Origin of the sequence: Nitrosospira lacus (assembly GCF_000355765.4) — a bacterium.
GTDB lineage: Bacteria > Pseudomonadota > Gammaproteobacteria > Burkholderiales > Nitrosomonadaceae > Nitrosospira > Nitrosospira lacus.
This window is the reverse complement of sequence record NZ_CP021106.3, coordinates 2,283,808-2,297,243: the sequence shown is the minus strand read 5'-3', so window position 1 is coordinate 2,297,243 and position 13,436 is coordinate 2,283,808. Positions and strand designations below refer to the sequence as shown.

At 55.2% G+C, this 13,436-nt stretch carries 20 protein-coding genes; 17 read left to right on the top strand and 3 right to left on the bottom strand.

What is annotated here, in order from left to right; genetic code table 11:
* Window positions 1–99 precede the first annotated feature (99 nt).
* The 13 genes from EBAPG3_RS10385 (at window position 100) to EBAPG3_RS10325 (ending at window position 5,601) form a co-directional block, all read left to right on the top strand.
* Window positions 100–345, top strand: coding sequence for a hypothetical protein (locus EBAPG3_RS10385; protein WP_151898932.1), 246 nt, complete (start codon window positions 100–102; stop codon window positions 343–345).
* A complete protein-coding gene (locus tag EBAPG3_RS10380; RefSeq protein ID WP_004177725.1) occupies window positions 342–677 on the top strand; it encodes a hypothetical protein in 336 nt (111 codons plus the stop codon). Before EBAPG3_RS10385 ends, EBAPG3_RS10380 begins: the two co-directional genes overlap by 4 nt.
* A complete protein-coding gene (locus EBAPG3_RS10375) occupies window positions 674–1,012 on the top strand; it encodes a hypothetical protein (RefSeq protein WP_004177726.1) in 339 nt (112 codons plus the stop codon). Before EBAPG3_RS10380 ends, EBAPG3_RS10375 begins: the two co-directional genes overlap by 4 nt.
* Window positions 1,012–1,842 (top strand): hypothetical protein, encoded by an 831-nt coding sequence (locus tag EBAPG3_RS10370; protein ID WP_004177728.1) that lies wholly within the window; start codon window positions 1,012–1,014, stop codon window positions 1,840–1,842. The genes EBAPG3_RS10375 and EBAPG3_RS10370 overlap by 1 nt, the downstream gene beginning before the upstream one ends.
* A gap of 23 nt (window positions 1,843–1,865) precedes the next feature.
* Entirely contained in the window at window positions 1,866–2,384 is a 519-nt protein-coding gene (locus EBAPG3_RS10365) for a hypothetical protein (RefSeq protein ID WP_004177730.1), read from the top strand.
* The gene (locus tag EBAPG3_RS10360; protein WP_040852197.1) at window positions 2,371–2,688 is read left to right on the top strand and encodes a helix-turn-helix domain-containing protein; all 318 of its coding nucleotides are present in this window, start codon (window positions 2,371–2,373) and stop codon (window positions 2,686–2,688) included. Before EBAPG3_RS10365 ends, EBAPG3_RS10360 begins: the two co-directional genes overlap by 14 nt.
* 2 nt (window positions 2,689–2,690) lie before the next feature.
* Entirely contained in the window at window positions 2,691–2,984 is a 294-nt protein-coding gene (locus EBAPG3_RS10355) for a hypothetical protein (RefSeq protein ID WP_040852198.1), read from the top strand.
* Between the two features lie 20 nt (window positions 2,985–3,004).
* Entirely contained in the window at window positions 3,005–3,529 is a 525-nt protein-coding gene (locus EBAPG3_RS10350; RefSeq protein ID WP_004177735.1) for a host-nuclease inhibitor Gam family protein, read from the top strand.
* Window positions 3,529–4,059 carry a hypothetical protein gene (locus tag EBAPG3_RS10345; RefSeq protein WP_004177736.1) on the top strand — a complete coding sequence of 177 codons (531 nt, stop codon included), beginning with the start codon at window positions 3,529–3,531 and terminating at the stop codon, window positions 4,057–4,059. The genes EBAPG3_RS10350 and EBAPG3_RS10345 overlap by 1 nt, the downstream gene beginning before the upstream one ends.
* On the top strand, window positions 4,056–4,277 hold the full coding sequence (locus tag EBAPG3_RS10340; RefSeq protein WP_004177739.1) for a hypothetical protein: 222 nt from the start codon (window positions 4,056–4,058) through the stop codon (window positions 4,275–4,277). Before EBAPG3_RS10345 ends, EBAPG3_RS10340 begins: the two co-directional genes overlap by 4 nt.
* A 67-nt stretch (window positions 4,278–4,344) precedes the next feature.
* Window positions 4,345–4,752 (top strand): glycine zipper family protein, encoded by a 408-nt coding sequence (locus tag EBAPG3_RS10335; protein ID WP_051048989.1) that lies wholly within the window; start codon window positions 4,345–4,347, stop codon window positions 4,750–4,752.
* Between the two features lie 16 nt (window positions 4,753–4,768).
* Window positions 4,769–5,215, top strand: coding sequence for a gp16 family protein (locus EBAPG3_RS10330; protein ID WP_004177745.1), 447 nt, complete (start codon window positions 4,769–4,771; stop codon window positions 5,213–5,215).
* The gene (locus tag EBAPG3_RS10325; RefSeq protein WP_227869197.1) at window positions 5,215–5,601 is read left to right on the top strand and encodes a Mor transcription activator family protein; all 387 of its coding nucleotides are present in this window, start codon (window positions 5,215–5,217) and stop codon (window positions 5,599–5,601) included. Before EBAPG3_RS10330 ends, EBAPG3_RS10325 begins: the two co-directional genes overlap by 1 nt.
* A gap of 432 nt (window positions 5,602–6,033) precedes the next feature.
* Here EBAPG3_RS10325 and EBAPG3_RS10320 read toward each other — a convergent pair whose 3' ends face one another.
* From EBAPG3_RS10320 to EBAPG3_RS10310, 3 genes are all read right to left on the bottom strand, one after another.
* Entirely contained in the window at window positions 6,034–6,351 is a 318-nt protein-coding gene (locus tag EBAPG3_RS10320) for a hypothetical protein (RefSeq protein ID WP_161493790.1), read from the bottom strand.
* Between the two features lie 113 nt (window positions 6,352–6,464).
* Window positions 6,465–8,177: a tyrosinase family protein gene (locus EBAPG3_RS10315; RefSeq protein WP_004177751.1), complete on the bottom strand. Its 1,713-nt coding sequence runs from the start codon at window positions 8,175–8,177 to the stop codon at window positions 6,465–6,467.
* 551 nt (window positions 8,178–8,728) lie between these two features.
* Window positions 8,729–9,046, bottom strand: a complete 318-nt coding sequence (locus tag EBAPG3_RS10310) for a DUF190 domain-containing protein (RefSeq protein WP_004177754.1) — start codon at window positions 9,044–9,046, stop codon at window positions 8,729–8,731.
* 375 nt (window positions 9,047–9,421) lie between these two features.
* Here EBAPG3_RS10310 and EBAPG3_RS10305 point away from each other — a divergent pair, with 375 nt between their 5' ends.
* The 4 genes from EBAPG3_RS10305 (at window position 9,422) to EBAPG3_RS10290 (ending at window position 13,435) form a co-directional block, all read left to right on the top strand.
* Window positions 9,422–9,757 carry a hypothetical protein gene (locus EBAPG3_RS10305; protein ID WP_004177756.1) on the top strand — a complete coding sequence of 112 codons (336 nt, stop codon included), beginning with the start codon at window positions 9,422–9,424 and terminating at the stop codon, window positions 9,755–9,757.
* A 182-nt stretch (window positions 9,758–9,939) separates the two neighbouring features.
* Window positions 9,940–10,425, top strand: coding sequence for a copper-binding protein (locus tag EBAPG3_RS10300; protein WP_004177757.1), 486 nt, complete (start codon window positions 9,940–9,942; stop codon window positions 10,423–10,425).
* Entirely contained in the window at window positions 10,422–11,798 is a 1,377-nt protein-coding gene (locus EBAPG3_RS10295) for a TolC family protein (RefSeq protein ID WP_004177758.1), read from the top strand. The genes EBAPG3_RS10300 and EBAPG3_RS10295 overlap by 4 nt, the downstream gene beginning before the upstream one ends.
* Complete coding sequence (locus EBAPG3_RS10290; protein WP_004177759.1) at window positions 11,795–13,435, top strand: efflux RND transporter periplasmic adaptor subunit; 1,641 nt, start codon at window positions 11,795–11,797, stop codon at window positions 13,433–13,435. The genes EBAPG3_RS10295 and EBAPG3_RS10290 overlap by 4 nt, the downstream gene beginning before the upstream one ends.
* Window position 13,436 lies beyond the last annotated feature (1 nt).

The window sequence follows — 13,436 nt, the reverse complement described above, 5'->3', positions numbered from 1 at the left end:
GCTAGGCGCCTGGAAGTCTGCCAAAAGATTGGGGGGGACATCATGACAGTGCAGTTAGTCCTCGCCACGCCGTCTATTGGCCAGCACAACCAGGGCGTCATGGACGCGCTAACTCGTGCGAAGCGTATCGCCATAACTCTTGCTCGTCATGGGTTTGTGGTGCTAAGCGTGATCGCGGGTAACCGCAACGCTCGCATCATCATCAAGCAACCAACCCCTAACGCACCGATCGCACTGGATGCGGCCGAGATCAAATACAGCCGGTCTGCCGATGGAGAGGAAACCACAATGGCGGCGTCCGTCGAAGGTGTCCAGATCGAATGGGTTATCAGGAGGACATCATGACATGGTATCAGTCACCAGATCCCCAGCATCCTGGGCGAGCCATCGGCGTCATCGGCTTACTTATTATCGTTGGCATCGCAATCTTTTTTGGTGGCCTATCGGTTATCAGAAATCGTGACCACGATCAGCGTCGGGAAATTGCACGACTAGTCAGCGAGATCGAACGTCTATCCGAGACCTGTCCGGCTGCCGAGGCCGGCGAGAAGCTGGTGTCTACCGTCCGCATCCTTGGCGGGAAAAACCCGGAAGCGCTGCGTTGTATCTATGCCGCCACAAGCGGTTATGGAAGCTCGATGCGCAGCCGCCCGGCTGTGCCGGGGGGGTCATCATGACAGCCGTGGTGGTGAATGGTGTTGACCTCGAATTGCTCAGAAAACATGTTAAAGAGGGATATAACGCTTCCAGCGCCACCGTTATCGCCCTGATTCAGATCGCACTGGCAGAACCGGGGCTCCATGTAGCGCTGGCGCAAGCGAATGGGAAAGCGACCATGCTTTCCCAGCAGCTGGATGTTACGCGGTACGCGTTGGCGAGCGGAATGGGGCAGCTTGCAAGGATTGTCGCGGCACGCATGTCACCTGATCAGGATGCCTTGGTTAAAGTGGTAGACGAGACCATTGAGAAATACGTGCGCGTGATGCCAAGCGCAAGGGAGAGGGTGCATTGATGACTCAGCAGGATCTAATTCTCGGATGCCTCAATGGCCGTAGCGCGCAATTACCGATGTCGTTTGGTGAACTAACCGAAAAAACCGGAATCCCGGCCTTGCCTCTGATGGAGGTTTTGCAAGATCTCTTCGATGCTCGCGCCATTAACCGCGCCACAATCACGCGCGATTGCCTGACGTATGTTGTCGTGTGGCCGACTGGTATGCCTGCAAAAATGTCCTTCAAGCAGTTCACAATCAATCCGAAGAAACTAATCTCGGCTGAATACAAGCCGACAGCGCAAGCGGATAACTCAATCCCACAAAGCGAGGAACACATTATGGAACCGGTAAAAAACAAAGCGCAGGTCATCTTGGAACTGCTTGCTGAGAGGGGCAAGGCAACAGGTAGAGAACTGATCGCGGCATCCCACGCATCCTCGGTCAGACCCTTTATTAAAAACCACATTGATCTCGGTTTGATTGTCGTCGATGGGGATTACAGCAATAAAATTTATTCGCTCGCCCCAGGTGTAACTCGGGAAGAACTTTTGTCGGATCGGCGCAGGAAAACCGCCAAGCTCCCTAATGCATTACCAGACACATCAATGAAGCCAACACCCGCAGATCATGTCGCTGATGCCAGCAATATGATCAAGCAACCTGAATCATCGCCAACCTGCGCGGGAATCGGGATGGATACTCTTGCCCCACCTCGTTTCCGCCTCGCGCGCACGTCAGATAAAACGATCATGCTGTTCGGGCTAGCCACCGAGCCGATCGAGCTAGATCTCGAACAAACGCAGCTGCTGATCAATTTCATGTCAAGCGAGAGCCATCTGTGCGCCTGAGTTGCCCATCCTGCGGTAGTGCCATGAGCCTTGATACAGTGATCGGCACCGAAGGCGCGCGCGAAGCGGTGATAACCGCCCTGCAGCTGCCTGCACCGCTCGGCAAATTGATAGTGCAATACCTTGCATTGTTCCGGCCAGCGCAGCGTCAGCTCTCTTTCGACCGGGTAAATACGATTCTCAATGAGCTTTTGCCGATGATCAGCTCAGGCAAGATTGAGCGCAATGGGCGTATTTGGGCAGCTCCCACGGAAACCTGGCGCATAGGCATTGAGGAGATGCTGGCCAAGCGCGACAAGCTCACCCTGCCGCTGAAAGGGCACGGCTATTTACTGACCATCATTGCCGGATACACCGACAAGGCCGAGGCTAAGGCGGAAGCAAAATCAGAGGATCGGCGAGCTGGCAGGACCGCGATAGGTGGACAGATCGGGAAAGAACCGGACCGCGCCGAACCGGCTCCGCAGCGATCGCCAATGCCGCAATCCGTCAAACAGCAGCTCGGCAAATTCACGTCAAGAGGTAACGATGACGACACCTAATCAAGTCCTTTTCACGCTCTCAAACCATATCGGTAAGGGGCGCGGGATCTCCGTTAAACAGTTATCGACGCTGGTGGGGGTAAATCCGCGCATGGTGCGCCTTCACGTCAGCCAACTGCGGGAAGAAGGCTATGCGGTCTGCGGTACTCCGCGAACCGGGTATTACATGGCAGAAACCGCCGAGGATCTGGAAGAAACATGCAAATTTCTACGCGGCCGCGCCATGCATAGCCTGGTGCTTGAAGCCGCCCTGCGCAAGATGCCGCTGCCTGATTTGATCGGGCAGATGAAACTGAGGACATAAAAATGAACACATCAGAGCACTTGCTGACATGTTTATCGGAGGAATGCGCGGAAGTGCAGCATCGCGTTTCTAAAGCCCTTCGCTTTGGTATGGGCGAGATCGAGCCAGGCCAGGACCTTACGAACGCTCAGCGCATTGCACAAGAATTTCATGATGTCCTGGCGATTGTTGAAATGCTGGAGGAACGGGGCATTCTAAAGAGGTCCACATCGTTTCGCGAAATCGAAGAAAAAAAGACGAGAGTCCAGTGGTGGATGGACCACGCGATACGGAATGGCACGCTCGTTAACGATTAACCACAAGAGGAGACACAAAAATGGCTAAAACCGCCACCAGACTTAAAGCCCCGGCACAGGTCTATGTGCCGCAAACCAAAGATGATGCCGCTGCCGATATCCGGAAAATTGGCGACGTGCAGCGTGAGCTAGCCCGCTCATCTGCGGAAATGAACGATTCGATCGCGGCGATCACACACAACTTCCAGCCCCGGCTGGATGCCCTCAACGAGCAGCTCAAAACGTTGCAGGATGGTGTCCAAGGCTATTGCGAGGCGCATCGGAGCGAGCTGACAAACGGTGGCCGGGTCAAAACGGCGAATCTAATTACCGGTGAAGTGCAATGGCGCAAGCGCCCAGCCAGTGTTTCGGTGCGTGGCGTCGAAACCGTGATCGAAACCTTGAAACGCCTGGGCTTTAGCAAGTTCGTGCGCACAAAAGAGGAAATCAATAAAGATGCAATCCTCAATGCGCCGAATGAAGTGCGCGGCGTGGCAGGTATTAAGGTGGTAACTGATATCGAGGATTTCGTGATTACACCGTTCGAGCGGGAAGTGGTGGCGTGATGGAGATCCGCCCGGACATCCTGACAAGGAGTGGTCATTATTTCAATTATCTGGAGCCAGAGCCTAGCCAGATAGAGATTGAGGATATTGCCACGGCGCTGTCCAATCTTTGTCGCTTTACTGGGCATACCAGCAGCTTCTATTCGGTTGCCGAGCATTCCTGGTACGTCAGTATGATCGTACCTGCCCAGCATGCCCTGGCTGGGCTGCTACACGACGCGGCAGAGGCTTATGTAGGGGATATGACCCGGCCACTTAAGCAGCTGCTACCAGAATACAAAGCGATTGAAAAACGTGTGGAGGAGGCAATATTCAAGCGTTTCGGGTTGCCGCTGGAATTGCCTGCTTGCGTCAAACAGGCAGACCTAGTCATGTTAGCAACAGAGCAGCGTGACCTGATGCCCGCTCATGATGATGAGTGGTCGCTGATTGCGGGCATCGACCCTTTAACCGAAAAGATTTGGTCCTGTTCGCCGTCGGGCGCAAAAGCTATGTTCCTGGAGCGTTTCAATGGCCTGGTGCGCGCATGAAGCTACAAGTCAATCTCAAGGGCAGTTGGCGCGACGTGCTGCATTCTTTTCCTGAAAAGCATGAGCCGGAAGTGCGCGCGAGTGCGGGTCGGCTTGCTTTCCTGGCTGGCGGCAAGTGCAAATTTCGCATCGCTGATGACGAAAATCGCGCTTTGGCTTACTGCGAGGCTCCATTTTTTACCTGGAAAAATGCCTTTCGCGGAACAGGTTCAGAATAAGCACTGTTAGCCGTTATCGTTGTCGAAGACTGGCATACATTTTCAACAATAATACTAAGGAATAATCATGAAATTGATCGCTGTTTTGATAGCTGCATCAGTAATCTTGACCGGCTGTAGTGGCTTGAATTTAACCGGACCAAATTATTATGTCCCGCCGCCACGGCCAACCAGTGGCCCAGACTATTCACCAGTGGTCGACAATGCCGGGCCTAATCACGGGAAGGATCTGGCTGAGTGTCAGGAATATGCGAGAAATGCAGGTGACCAGGGCTCCAGCGCCGCGAGCGGTGCGATTGGGGGCGCGCTCGTAGGAACCGCTCTCAATCTGGTGGCGGGAGGTGGGCACAGCGCTGGTTATGCCGGGTTTGGCGCACTGGCAGGTGGTGTGGGAGGCGTAACAAACGTAGCCGAAAATCAGAAACAGATGATCATCAATTGTCTGCGCGGTCGCGGTTACAACGTTCTCGGCTGACTTTATTCCTCATCATATGAAACCCGCCCGCGCCGACGATATCCGTAAACGTGAGCTTGCGCAGATCCATATAGCTAAGCAGCAGCTCGGCCTGGATGATGAAACGTACCGCAGCATGCTGTGGACGGTGGCGCGGGTGAAATCGGCTTCGGATCTGGACTGGGCTGGTAGAAAAAATGTGCTGGATCATTTCAAGTCTCATGGATGGACCAATAGGCCGTCACGTAAGGCGAAGCAATCCCGCCCGCTTGCTGACGATCCTCAATCAAAAATGATCCGTGCGCTTTGGTTGTCATTACATGAAAAAGGTATCGTACGAGACCCGTCAGAACGGGCACTGGCGGCTTATGTAAAGAGAGTTACCCGCAGGGAAGCGCTGCAGTGGCTCAACGTTAAAGAAGCTGCTCATGTTATCGAGACGCTTAAGAAATGGCTCGATAGAATTCAGCAGGAGAGCGTTTGATGTCACGAAAACAAGCTATGACTGTTGATCCAGCCAGCAAGAACGCTGAACTTTTGTCTGACCTTGTGATTCACGTGGCCGAAACCACCAGGACTTTGTGCGGCGTAAGTGATGAGAAAGCAATCGAAGTGGGGCAGGCTGTCGCGGATCTAATGGCTCACATCTGGGGCGGTCAGCTGATTTATTTCCCTAAGGGTATGATTAGAAATCTATCAAAACGAGACCGTGAAATCTACGCAGAATTTAACGGTAGCAACCATAGTGCGCTGGCCAAAAAGCATGATGTGTCCATTCAGTGGATCTACCGTATAATCGAAAAGGTTCGCTTGGAAGAGGTGGCGCTACGCCAACCTAATTTATTCAATTTCCCTCCTGCCGACCGGTAGCTGTTTTTATTTTCATTCGCTGCAAAGCTTTTTTATTTTCCTTTCCCATTTCTTCCCGTATAGTTTTTGTTCTTCCCGTTTATCTCATTAACCCTGTAGTATTTATCTCAACCCTCTTCAAGTTGATTGCTCATTTAATAGGTCAGTGATAATGATTAATAAAAATATTTCATATTATTTGACTCTCATCTTCTGGGTGAGGCCGCTTCAGGGTGAATTGCACAGTTTTTGCGGAACATGGCTGCGTTACAGCTTTCTTGGAATGAAACGGCCATTCCGCGTCGTCACGCCTTGCCCTGCGCCCACAAAAAGCATACTTCACCTCGTCCAACTACCGAATTCAGGTTAAAGACACGAATCCTCCTGTTGGATCAATAGCAGGTTCAGAAAAATCATCACAAACCCGGGTGGCGCTTGTTTCCTGGCAGTCTGCTAGAAGCTGATCGGCACATAAACCAGATTGATGCTTTCCACCTCGCCCGGTTGGGGCGAACGTGCGGGCTTGCCCGGTGCATCGACCGTAAGACGCAATTGCACGCGGTTATTTACGATGACGCTTTGGGGAAGGGGAATTGTGTGCGTGATGGCCTCTTGCCCCGGCGGTCCGCCGAAAGGCGAGACGGTACCGAGCAGTATTCCTTTGCGTGTGCTGACACGGATCTCCGTCCCGCGCGGAAGGTTGCCCGCACGGACCTGTACCCATACCGCCTCCTGCGGGGTCGCGGGACGGGTAATCGCTAGCTCGATCACACCCTGCTGGGAATCACCTTCAGCCTTCGTGCAGCTTACACATGCGGCCGAAAATGCCAATACCATAATGATTGATGCAAGGCTAGGCCGCCGTCCGTACATGGTTTTCCCGGTCAATGCGCTTCCACTACGATGGAAAGGACTTCGGCCTTTGCTTTCATGCCGGGCTTTGCGGCCAGTACCCGAGGCAGGGCCATCTGCTCCGGCACGATCCGGATATCCAGCGGCGCATTCGCTTGCAGGAGCTTACCCTCATGCAGCGCGGCAATCGTACCCGATAATGGTACGGTAAAGGTGACGGGGGCATGCACGAGGTGATGACCGAACATCGAGAGCGTGCCCGCATAGTGCGGGCTTGATGGATCGGCCCCGGTCGCGCCGGCCGGGGCGTTGACCAGAACGGCGAAGTCGTGGCCGTGCGCCAGCGGAGGCAGGGCAATCGTAACCTGTGCAAAAAGCCTTGGCGCCTCTGGTTCCATTCGCCCCTGGAGCAGCGCGGGCGGAATCATCACCGCGCCGCTCGCTGTCCCGGTGGCATTTGCCGTCGGGCGGGTAATTTGCGCGCTGAAACGCTCGATCCGGGTAACCGCCCTCGCCTTGAGCGCTCCGGCAGTGAGAACCGGCGGCACCACTTGCTCACCCGATCCTGGCTGATAATCGTAATTGAAATCGCCGATCGTGGCGTAATCGCCGGCGGTCGTTTTGATCACCGGCCGTCCTTTCGAGTCGGCAAAGAACAGGAACGGCTCCGCGGACCACGCGTCATAATCCGATCCTTCCGGCAGAACAGGATATCCACGTGCCTGTTGCTTGCGGGTCCATACGTCCCACAGCCTGTCTATATTCGAGTGATGCAGGAAAAAGAGGGGATCGACGGGCGACAGGTTGGCTTGCATGAAGCCGCCGCTGTCAGTGGTATTCCCGCCTGCCTCGGTAAAGATGCCCCCCACACAATTGTGCACCCTGTTATGCGGTTGTCCTTCGAGAACGCCGAAGCCGGTCAACCCGCTGTGTCCCATTGTTTTGGGGCTGGCGAAAGTGAGAAAATCACGTGGTGCGAGCGCATCCAGCAGTGTTTGCAAGGAAACAGCCTTTGCCGTTTTGCCATCGAACCCAGGTTTCGCTTTTGTCAGGCCGCGCGCATGGGCCTGATCAAAAAAGAACGTTCCCCTGGGGTCATCGATGATGTCAAACCAGAGGTCATCGGGCGTACGGATGCCGCGAGCGAGGAGTTGGCCGTATTGGGTTGCATCGTCAAATTCGCCATCGGGTTTGTAGATACGCTTCCAATAATCCGCCTTCGCCATGACATCCCGGTAGCGGGCCTGGAATTCCCTGAAGTGGGGAATGTAGACGGAATCGGTAGGCGTAAGCACATCTTCGAACATGACGGCAGGGACGCTTGGCCGGAATGGCTTTCGCGGATCTGTATTCTCGGTCCAATCCCAATAAGGGAGTGCAAAGGCCGGATCGCCGCTCAGTTCCCGGCAAATCTGCTCGAACCAGCCTATGTAGCCGCGATGCCATACCAGGAACCACCAATTGCCGTGGGGACAGTCCATCGTATGGGTCAGGGCAATGCGATACCAGTTGCGCGGATCGCTCGGAGGCAGGGCGAGCATCGCACGGATTGCCTTTTTGTAGCTCTCGATGGTACGTCTTGCTTCCGGGCTTGAAATGTTCATGCGCCGGTACTTTGCGGGCCCTTGGGCATAGAGTTTGCTAAACGGAAGGGCGGCCGCACCCATGGTGGTAGCAGCGGCGGCCGTTGTTTTCAGGAATTCACGGCGAGACATGGATAAAGACCGCGATTTGTTATTTTGCATGGGAAGAGCCTTGTGATGGTTGTTGTTGCGTATCGAGCGCGCCTGTCCCGTCAACTGGAGGCGGTGATTTCTTCGGAACACCACCGGATATCACTAATACCCCTAAAGTGTGATTTGTGAGGCATAAGGCAGGCGGCGCCAGCGATGCCGCCCGGCGCCGTACTTCGTGCTTGCAATTAAACAGTTCGTATGTGACTTGGCCGTGACATTAGATAATTAAACGAAGTTTCGGGATAGCTGTAAGATCTTACAGGTTGAAATTCTCATGCAGCGCAATGCGCCACGCTTGTCGCACCCTGCGTTTTTTCGGGTTACCGGTTTCCACGGGGCGGTGTGCCGCGTGAGGCCATTTTCTGGCAATCGGCAGACTATTATCCTGGTTGCGTGAAGGGGGGTGAAAAATGGATGCTGGCTGGATGCAAGGCACAGTAATAGAGTGAGGAAATTCTCACGCGACGCAATGTATTTTGCTTATTGCACCTTGTGTTTTAATGGTCGCTCACCCGGCGTTCGAGTATCACGGTATGGGTGCGAAACGAGGAGAGTGCTGGTCACTCCGGCAGGAATCCGTACTCGACAGGGAATTTAACGTAAAACAGATCCACATTTTCCGCCTCCAATAACTCCAGAAAGCGTCTGGCTTCCTCTTCGTTCAGGACAAAACTCACTTCCACAGGAAGATCCGCCGCCAACTCAAGAAACGTTTCCTCGTGCAGTATGCCGTGCCGCCCGAACCCGGCTATCGCGCGTATGGCCGTGCCGCCGTGAAAGCCGCTTTTTTTCGCACGCTCCAGTAGCCATTCGTACAATAGTATGCCGTTGTGCTCCCGGTATTCACTCACAAAGAATTTGAGAAATATGCCTTGCATGTTGGCCTCCTGTTTGCCCTGTTTTTCACTGATCCTGTTTACTTCCCGCTGCTTTTTCCCCCTTATGGCTGAGCTCGGCGACTCGCTGAAGCAACGCGTGACCTATCATTGAGTTGTTTTTACACTTTGTCAATCTGCGATCGCGTCGATATCCGGTCAGGGTTTGATATGCCATGTCGGCCGGGATTTTTGATGGATTACGCTGTGCCTTACCCATCCCGAGTGGAGTGATCTACCATTTGAACAGGTGCTGGCGGCGGCGCCGGAACTAAATCGAAACAGATCTCTCTTACAGGCAGCTTGCCCTCTACAGGAAAAGTCACCTATACTGAGCCAATCATGGTGTCCGGACGAAAACTTCTACTGGTTTTAATCATGCTGTGGCTCCCGCTGCAAGGCGCGATCGCTGCCATCATGCCGTTGTGCGTGCAGGCGAAACAAATGGGCGCCAGTCTTGATATCCCAGCCGTTACCGCCCCTTGCGATCTTCACGATGACGGCGATGAAAAGTTTTCGAAAGACAGAGCATCCGGTGACATGACATCCAGCCTGCCATGTGAGAGCCTCCCTTGCTATGCAAGTTTCAGCACGCTGCTTCCCACAACGTATGCCTCCCTGATTTTCAGCGGTGGCTCCTCTTACGCCATCGCTTTTGATTCCCGCTTTACTTCAGCCATTCTTCAGCAGCCGCAACATCCCCCTCTCGCTTAATTCTTCGACAGAAGAAATCCGCCTGTAACAAGGGCAAACAATCGTTTTTAACTTTTATTAAACCTGCATCCGAGCGCAGCGCCCTTTGCGGTGCAAGGTTTGACAGGTGCGTAAGCGGTAACCGCTATCCGGCCATTGCTGAAGCGGTATCGCGGCGGTTACAAATTTTTTGGGAGGTCAGAATGAATATTCCGTTCTCTGTCATGTTGCACTGGGGGCTGGTACTCGCATCCATACCTGCTCCGATACTCGCGGGCCAGATCATTCAGCCGGCATCGGCCGATCCGGCGCCGGCTGCTTTCTCGATTCAGTCCGAGGTGGCAGTTCCCGATGAGCGATTTTCCCCGAAGCAAAAACCCATGCTGGAAAAAGACGAGCGCACAGTCGTTGCAGGTGTATCCGGAAGCGCGACATCTGCGGATCCCATTCCTGCGAAGGGAATCGTGCTGCATGTGGATCAGGCCAAAGCCACGGTAAAGATAGATCACGATCCTATTCCCGCACTGGATTGGCCGAGAATGACCATGCCTTTTCGCCTCAAGGAGCGCGGGTTGGCCAATCATGTGAAGGAAGGCGATGCAGTGGAATTCTTCCTGGAAAAATCAGGTTCAGATTACGTCATCGTGAAATTCCGGAAGCAGGCTCCTGTAAAGGGAGATTCGCATTGATCCGCAGCAAAACCGTTGCCCTAGTGCTTGCCGGGGCGATGGTTTCAGTAAATGTGCAAGCTGAAGTTCCAGGTAACGCCCGTGCGGAAGCAGGTATGCGGACTTTCGCGGCTGCTCTCCCGAAGGCCTCTGCAATGGGAAATGCCGATAATTCTCCTCTACTTGCTTCCCTTATTTCGGAAGCCCTAGAGAATAACCCGGAAATTCAGGCCGCGCTACGGCAACGCGATGCCGCCAGCCAGCGCATAGCGCCCGCGGAAGCGCTCGATGATCCGGTCCTCGAAGCGGGGGTGATCAACGCGCCGCTGGCATCTTCGACTTTCAACCGCGAAGACATGACCATGAAAATGATCGGTCTGTCCCAGCGCCTGCCATTCCCTGGCAAACGTGGCTTGCGCAAGGATGTTGCGGCTCGCGATGCGCAGAGCGTCAGTTTTGGCTATCAGGAAACGGTGAATCGCGTGGTGCGCGACATCAAGACCGCTTACTTCGATCTGGGACTTACGCTCGAAATGACCCGTCTGGCGGAAAAGAACAAACTGATCCTGGAGGAGTTCCTGCACATCGCGGAGGACCACTACGCGGTGGGGCGGGGCAGCCAGGCTGATGTTTTGAAGGCCCAGACACAGGTATCCAGGATGGTGGACGAGCTGCTCAGGCTCGCACGCGAACGGCCGGCGATCGAAGCTGAACTCATCCGCGCGCTTGGCCGCGACGCAACCGTTGCGGCGCCCGTACCGGAACCGCCGCAACTGCGGGAAGAGCATGTGGATCTCGAATCATTGCGCGAAACAGCGCTGGCACGCCGTCCGCAATTGCTGGCGCTGCAAAGCATCGTGGCACGCAATGAAAAAGCGCTGGATCTGGCCCGCAAGAATTACTACCCCGACCTTGACGTGCGCCTGTCGTATGGCCAGCGCGACAATATGCTGGATGGTACGCGGCGTGCCGACATGGTCAGCCTGACCATGGCGATCAACCTGCCTGTATGGCGCGAGAACAAGCTCGCTCCCCGTGTTGCGGAATCCCTGGCGATACGTGATCAGGCCCAGAGCCTGTACCAGGCGCAGCGCAATGAAGTGGCCGCCAGTCTGCGCCAGCAGGCGGCGATGGCCGAGCAAAGCCTGAAATCGGCACGGCTCTATCAGACCACTATTCTGCCGCAGGCCCGGCTTACGGTTGAAGCAGCATTGGCCGCATATCGCGTCAATCGGGTCGATTTTCTGACCTTGCTTGATAGCCAGATGACCGTATTCAACTATGAAATCAGTCAGGTGACGTCCATGGCGGGCTACAACAAGGCGCTAGCGGAAATCGATTTACTGATCGGAAAGTCGCCGATGAGCCTTCCCGCTTCAGAGGAGGCTCTGTGAAAACCATCACCAAATTAATAACAGTGATCGTTTTGGCAGTAGCCGCCGTCGCCGCCGGGTATTGGTGGGGCAGCGCCAAATCCCCATCCTCGATTCCCGCGTCGCCCAGCCTGTCCGAGGCTTCAACGCCACAGGACGCGAAGCAGGGGGAGACGAAGGGCAGGATTCTCTATTACCGCAACCCGATGGGACAACCGGACACCTCCCCGATGCCGAAAAAAGATCCGATGGGCATGGACTATCTACCGGTCTATGAGGGCGAAGAATCTCCCTCCGGCGTCCCGGTGGTGGTGACGATCAGCACCGAAAAAGTGCAAAAACTGGGGGTGAAGACCGAGATCGCAACACTGCGCGAACTCATCCGCACGGTGAGGGCGGTGGCGACGGTGCAGGTGGACGAGCGGCGGCTATACACCGTAACACCCAAGTTCGAAGGCTGGATTCAGCAGCTTTATGTCAATACCACCGGCCAGGCAGTAAGAAAAGGCGACGCGCTGATGGATGTTTACAGTCCCGAACTGGATACGGCGCAACATGAGTATCTCATCGCCAGAAGAGGATTGCAGTCGGTCGAGGATGGCGGCCCGGAGGTTCTCAGCAGTATGCAGCACCTGGCCGAGAGTGCCTTGCAGAGGCTGCGTAACTGGGACATCTCGGAAACTGATCTACGGGCGCTGCGGCAGGAGGGAAAGGTCAGCCACCATGTCACGTTGCGTTCCCCGGCAAGCGGCGTCGTGCTGGAAAAGCCCGCCATCCAGGGAAAACGCTTCATGCCCGGAGAAGTGCTGTACCAGATTGCGGATTTATCCCAGATCTGGATGCTGGCTGACGTGTTCGAACAGGATCTTGGCATGGTGCATAGGGGACAGAGCGCCACGATCAGGATTGATACCTATCCGGACAAGATATTCAGCGGCAGAGTCACGTTCATCTACCCCACGGTGACGGCGGAAACCCGCACCGCCAGAGTTCGTATCGAGCTACCCAATGACCAGGGTCTGCTCAAGCCCGCCATGTATGGAAGGGTGGAGTTTGCATCATCTCACAGCAAAGATAAGGTGCTTGCCGTGCCGGACTCGGCGGTGCTCGACACCGGCACACGGCGGCTGGTGCTGGTAGCGCTCGGCGAGGGCCGGTTCGAGCCGCGTACGGTAGAACCAGGCATGCACGCCGACGGCTACGTCGAAGTGCTGGGAGGGCTTGCTGCGGGAGAAGCAGTGGTGGTCAGCGCGAACTTTCTGATTGATGCGGAGAGCAATCTCAAGGCGGCTTTGGGCAGCTTCGGTCACAACGTTCCTGATCCCACGCCTGATAAGGACGAGTCCCGATCCGGCACATCCGCGTCTGCACCGGCAAGACATCGCGGCGACGGCAGCATTGAAGCGATAGATTGGGCGCACGCGACGGTAACGATCGCACACGGTCCGATTGCCAGTCTCAAGTGGCCGGCGATGACCATGGATTTTCGCGCCAGGGAGCCGGCACTGCTGCGTTCGTTGAAACCCGGCCAGAAGGTTGCTTTTGAGATGGCCGAGGAACCGGATGGGGAGTATGTCATCGTTCGCATCCACCCCATCCAGCCTTCAAGCGGCAGCCCTGTCACCCGCCCCGCCTCCAACCCTCACGGCGGACACTGAC

Bases quoted from the DNA above. Each gene is read 5' to 3' on its own strand.
- EBAPG3_RS10325 (WP_227869197.1), top strand. From the start codon at position 5,215: ATGTCACGAAAACAAGCTATGACTGTTGATCCAGCCAGCAAGAACGCT.
- EBAPG3_RS10380 (WP_004177725.1), top strand. From the start codon at position 342: ATGACATGGTATCAGTCACCAGATCCCCAGCATCCTGGGCGAGCCATC.
- EBAPG3_RS10335 (WP_051048989.1), top strand. From the start codon at position 4,345: ATGAAATTGATCGCTGTTTTGATAGCTGCATCAGTAATCTTGACCGGC.
- EBAPG3_RS10385 (WP_151898932.1), top strand. From the start codon at position 100: ATGGACGCGCTAACTCGTGCGAAGCGTATCGCCATAACTCTTGCTCGT.
- EBAPG3_RS10330 (WP_004177745.1), top strand. From the start codon at position 4,769: ATGAAACCCGCCCGCGCCGACGATATCCGTAAACGTGAGCTTGCGCAG.
- EBAPG3_RS10310 (WP_004177754.1), bottom strand. From the start codon at position 9,046: ATGCAAGGCATATTTCTCAAATTCTTTGTGAGTGAATACCGGGAGCAC.
- EBAPG3_RS10375 (WP_004177726.1), top strand. From the start codon at position 674: ATGACAGCCGTGGTGGTGAATGGTGTTGACCTCGAATTGCTCAGAAAA.
- EBAPG3_RS10300 (WP_004177757.1), top strand. From the start codon at position 9,940: ATGAATATTCCGTTCTCTGTCATGTTGCACTGGGGGCTGGTACTCGCA.
- EBAPG3_RS10360 (WP_040852197.1), top strand. From the start codon at position 2,371: ATGACGACACCTAATCAAGTCCTTTTCACGCTCTCAAACCATATCGGT.
- EBAPG3_RS10340 (WP_004177739.1), top strand. From the start codon at position 4,056: ATGAAGCTACAAGTCAATCTCAAGGGCAGTTGGCGCGACGTGCTGCAT.
- EBAPG3_RS10345 (WP_004177736.1), top strand. From the start codon at position 3,529: ATGGAGATCCGCCCGGACATCCTGACAAGGAGTGGTCATTATTTCAAT.
- EBAPG3_RS10355 (WP_040852198.1), top strand. From the start codon at position 2,691: ATGAACACATCAGAGCACTTGCTGACATGTTTATCGGAGGAATGCGCG.
- EBAPG3_RS10305 (WP_004177756.1), top strand. From the start codon at position 9,422: ATGCTGTGGCTCCCGCTGCAAGGCGCGATCGCTGCCATCATGCCGTTG.
- EBAPG3_RS10370 (WP_004177728.1), top strand. From the start codon at position 1,012: ATGACTCAGCAGGATCTAATTCTCGGATGCCTCAATGGCCGTAGCGCG.
- EBAPG3_RS10365 (WP_004177730.1), top strand. From the start codon at position 1,866: ATGAGCCTTGATACAGTGATCGGCACCGAAGGCGCGCGCGAAGCGGTG.
- EBAPG3_RS10315 (WP_004177751.1), bottom strand. From the start codon at position 8,177: ATGCAAAATAACAAATCGCGGTCTTTATCCATGTCTCGCCGTGAATTC.
- EBAPG3_RS10350 (WP_004177735.1), top strand. From the start codon at position 3,005: ATGGCTAAAACCGCCACCAGACTTAAAGCCCCGGCACAGGTCTATGTG.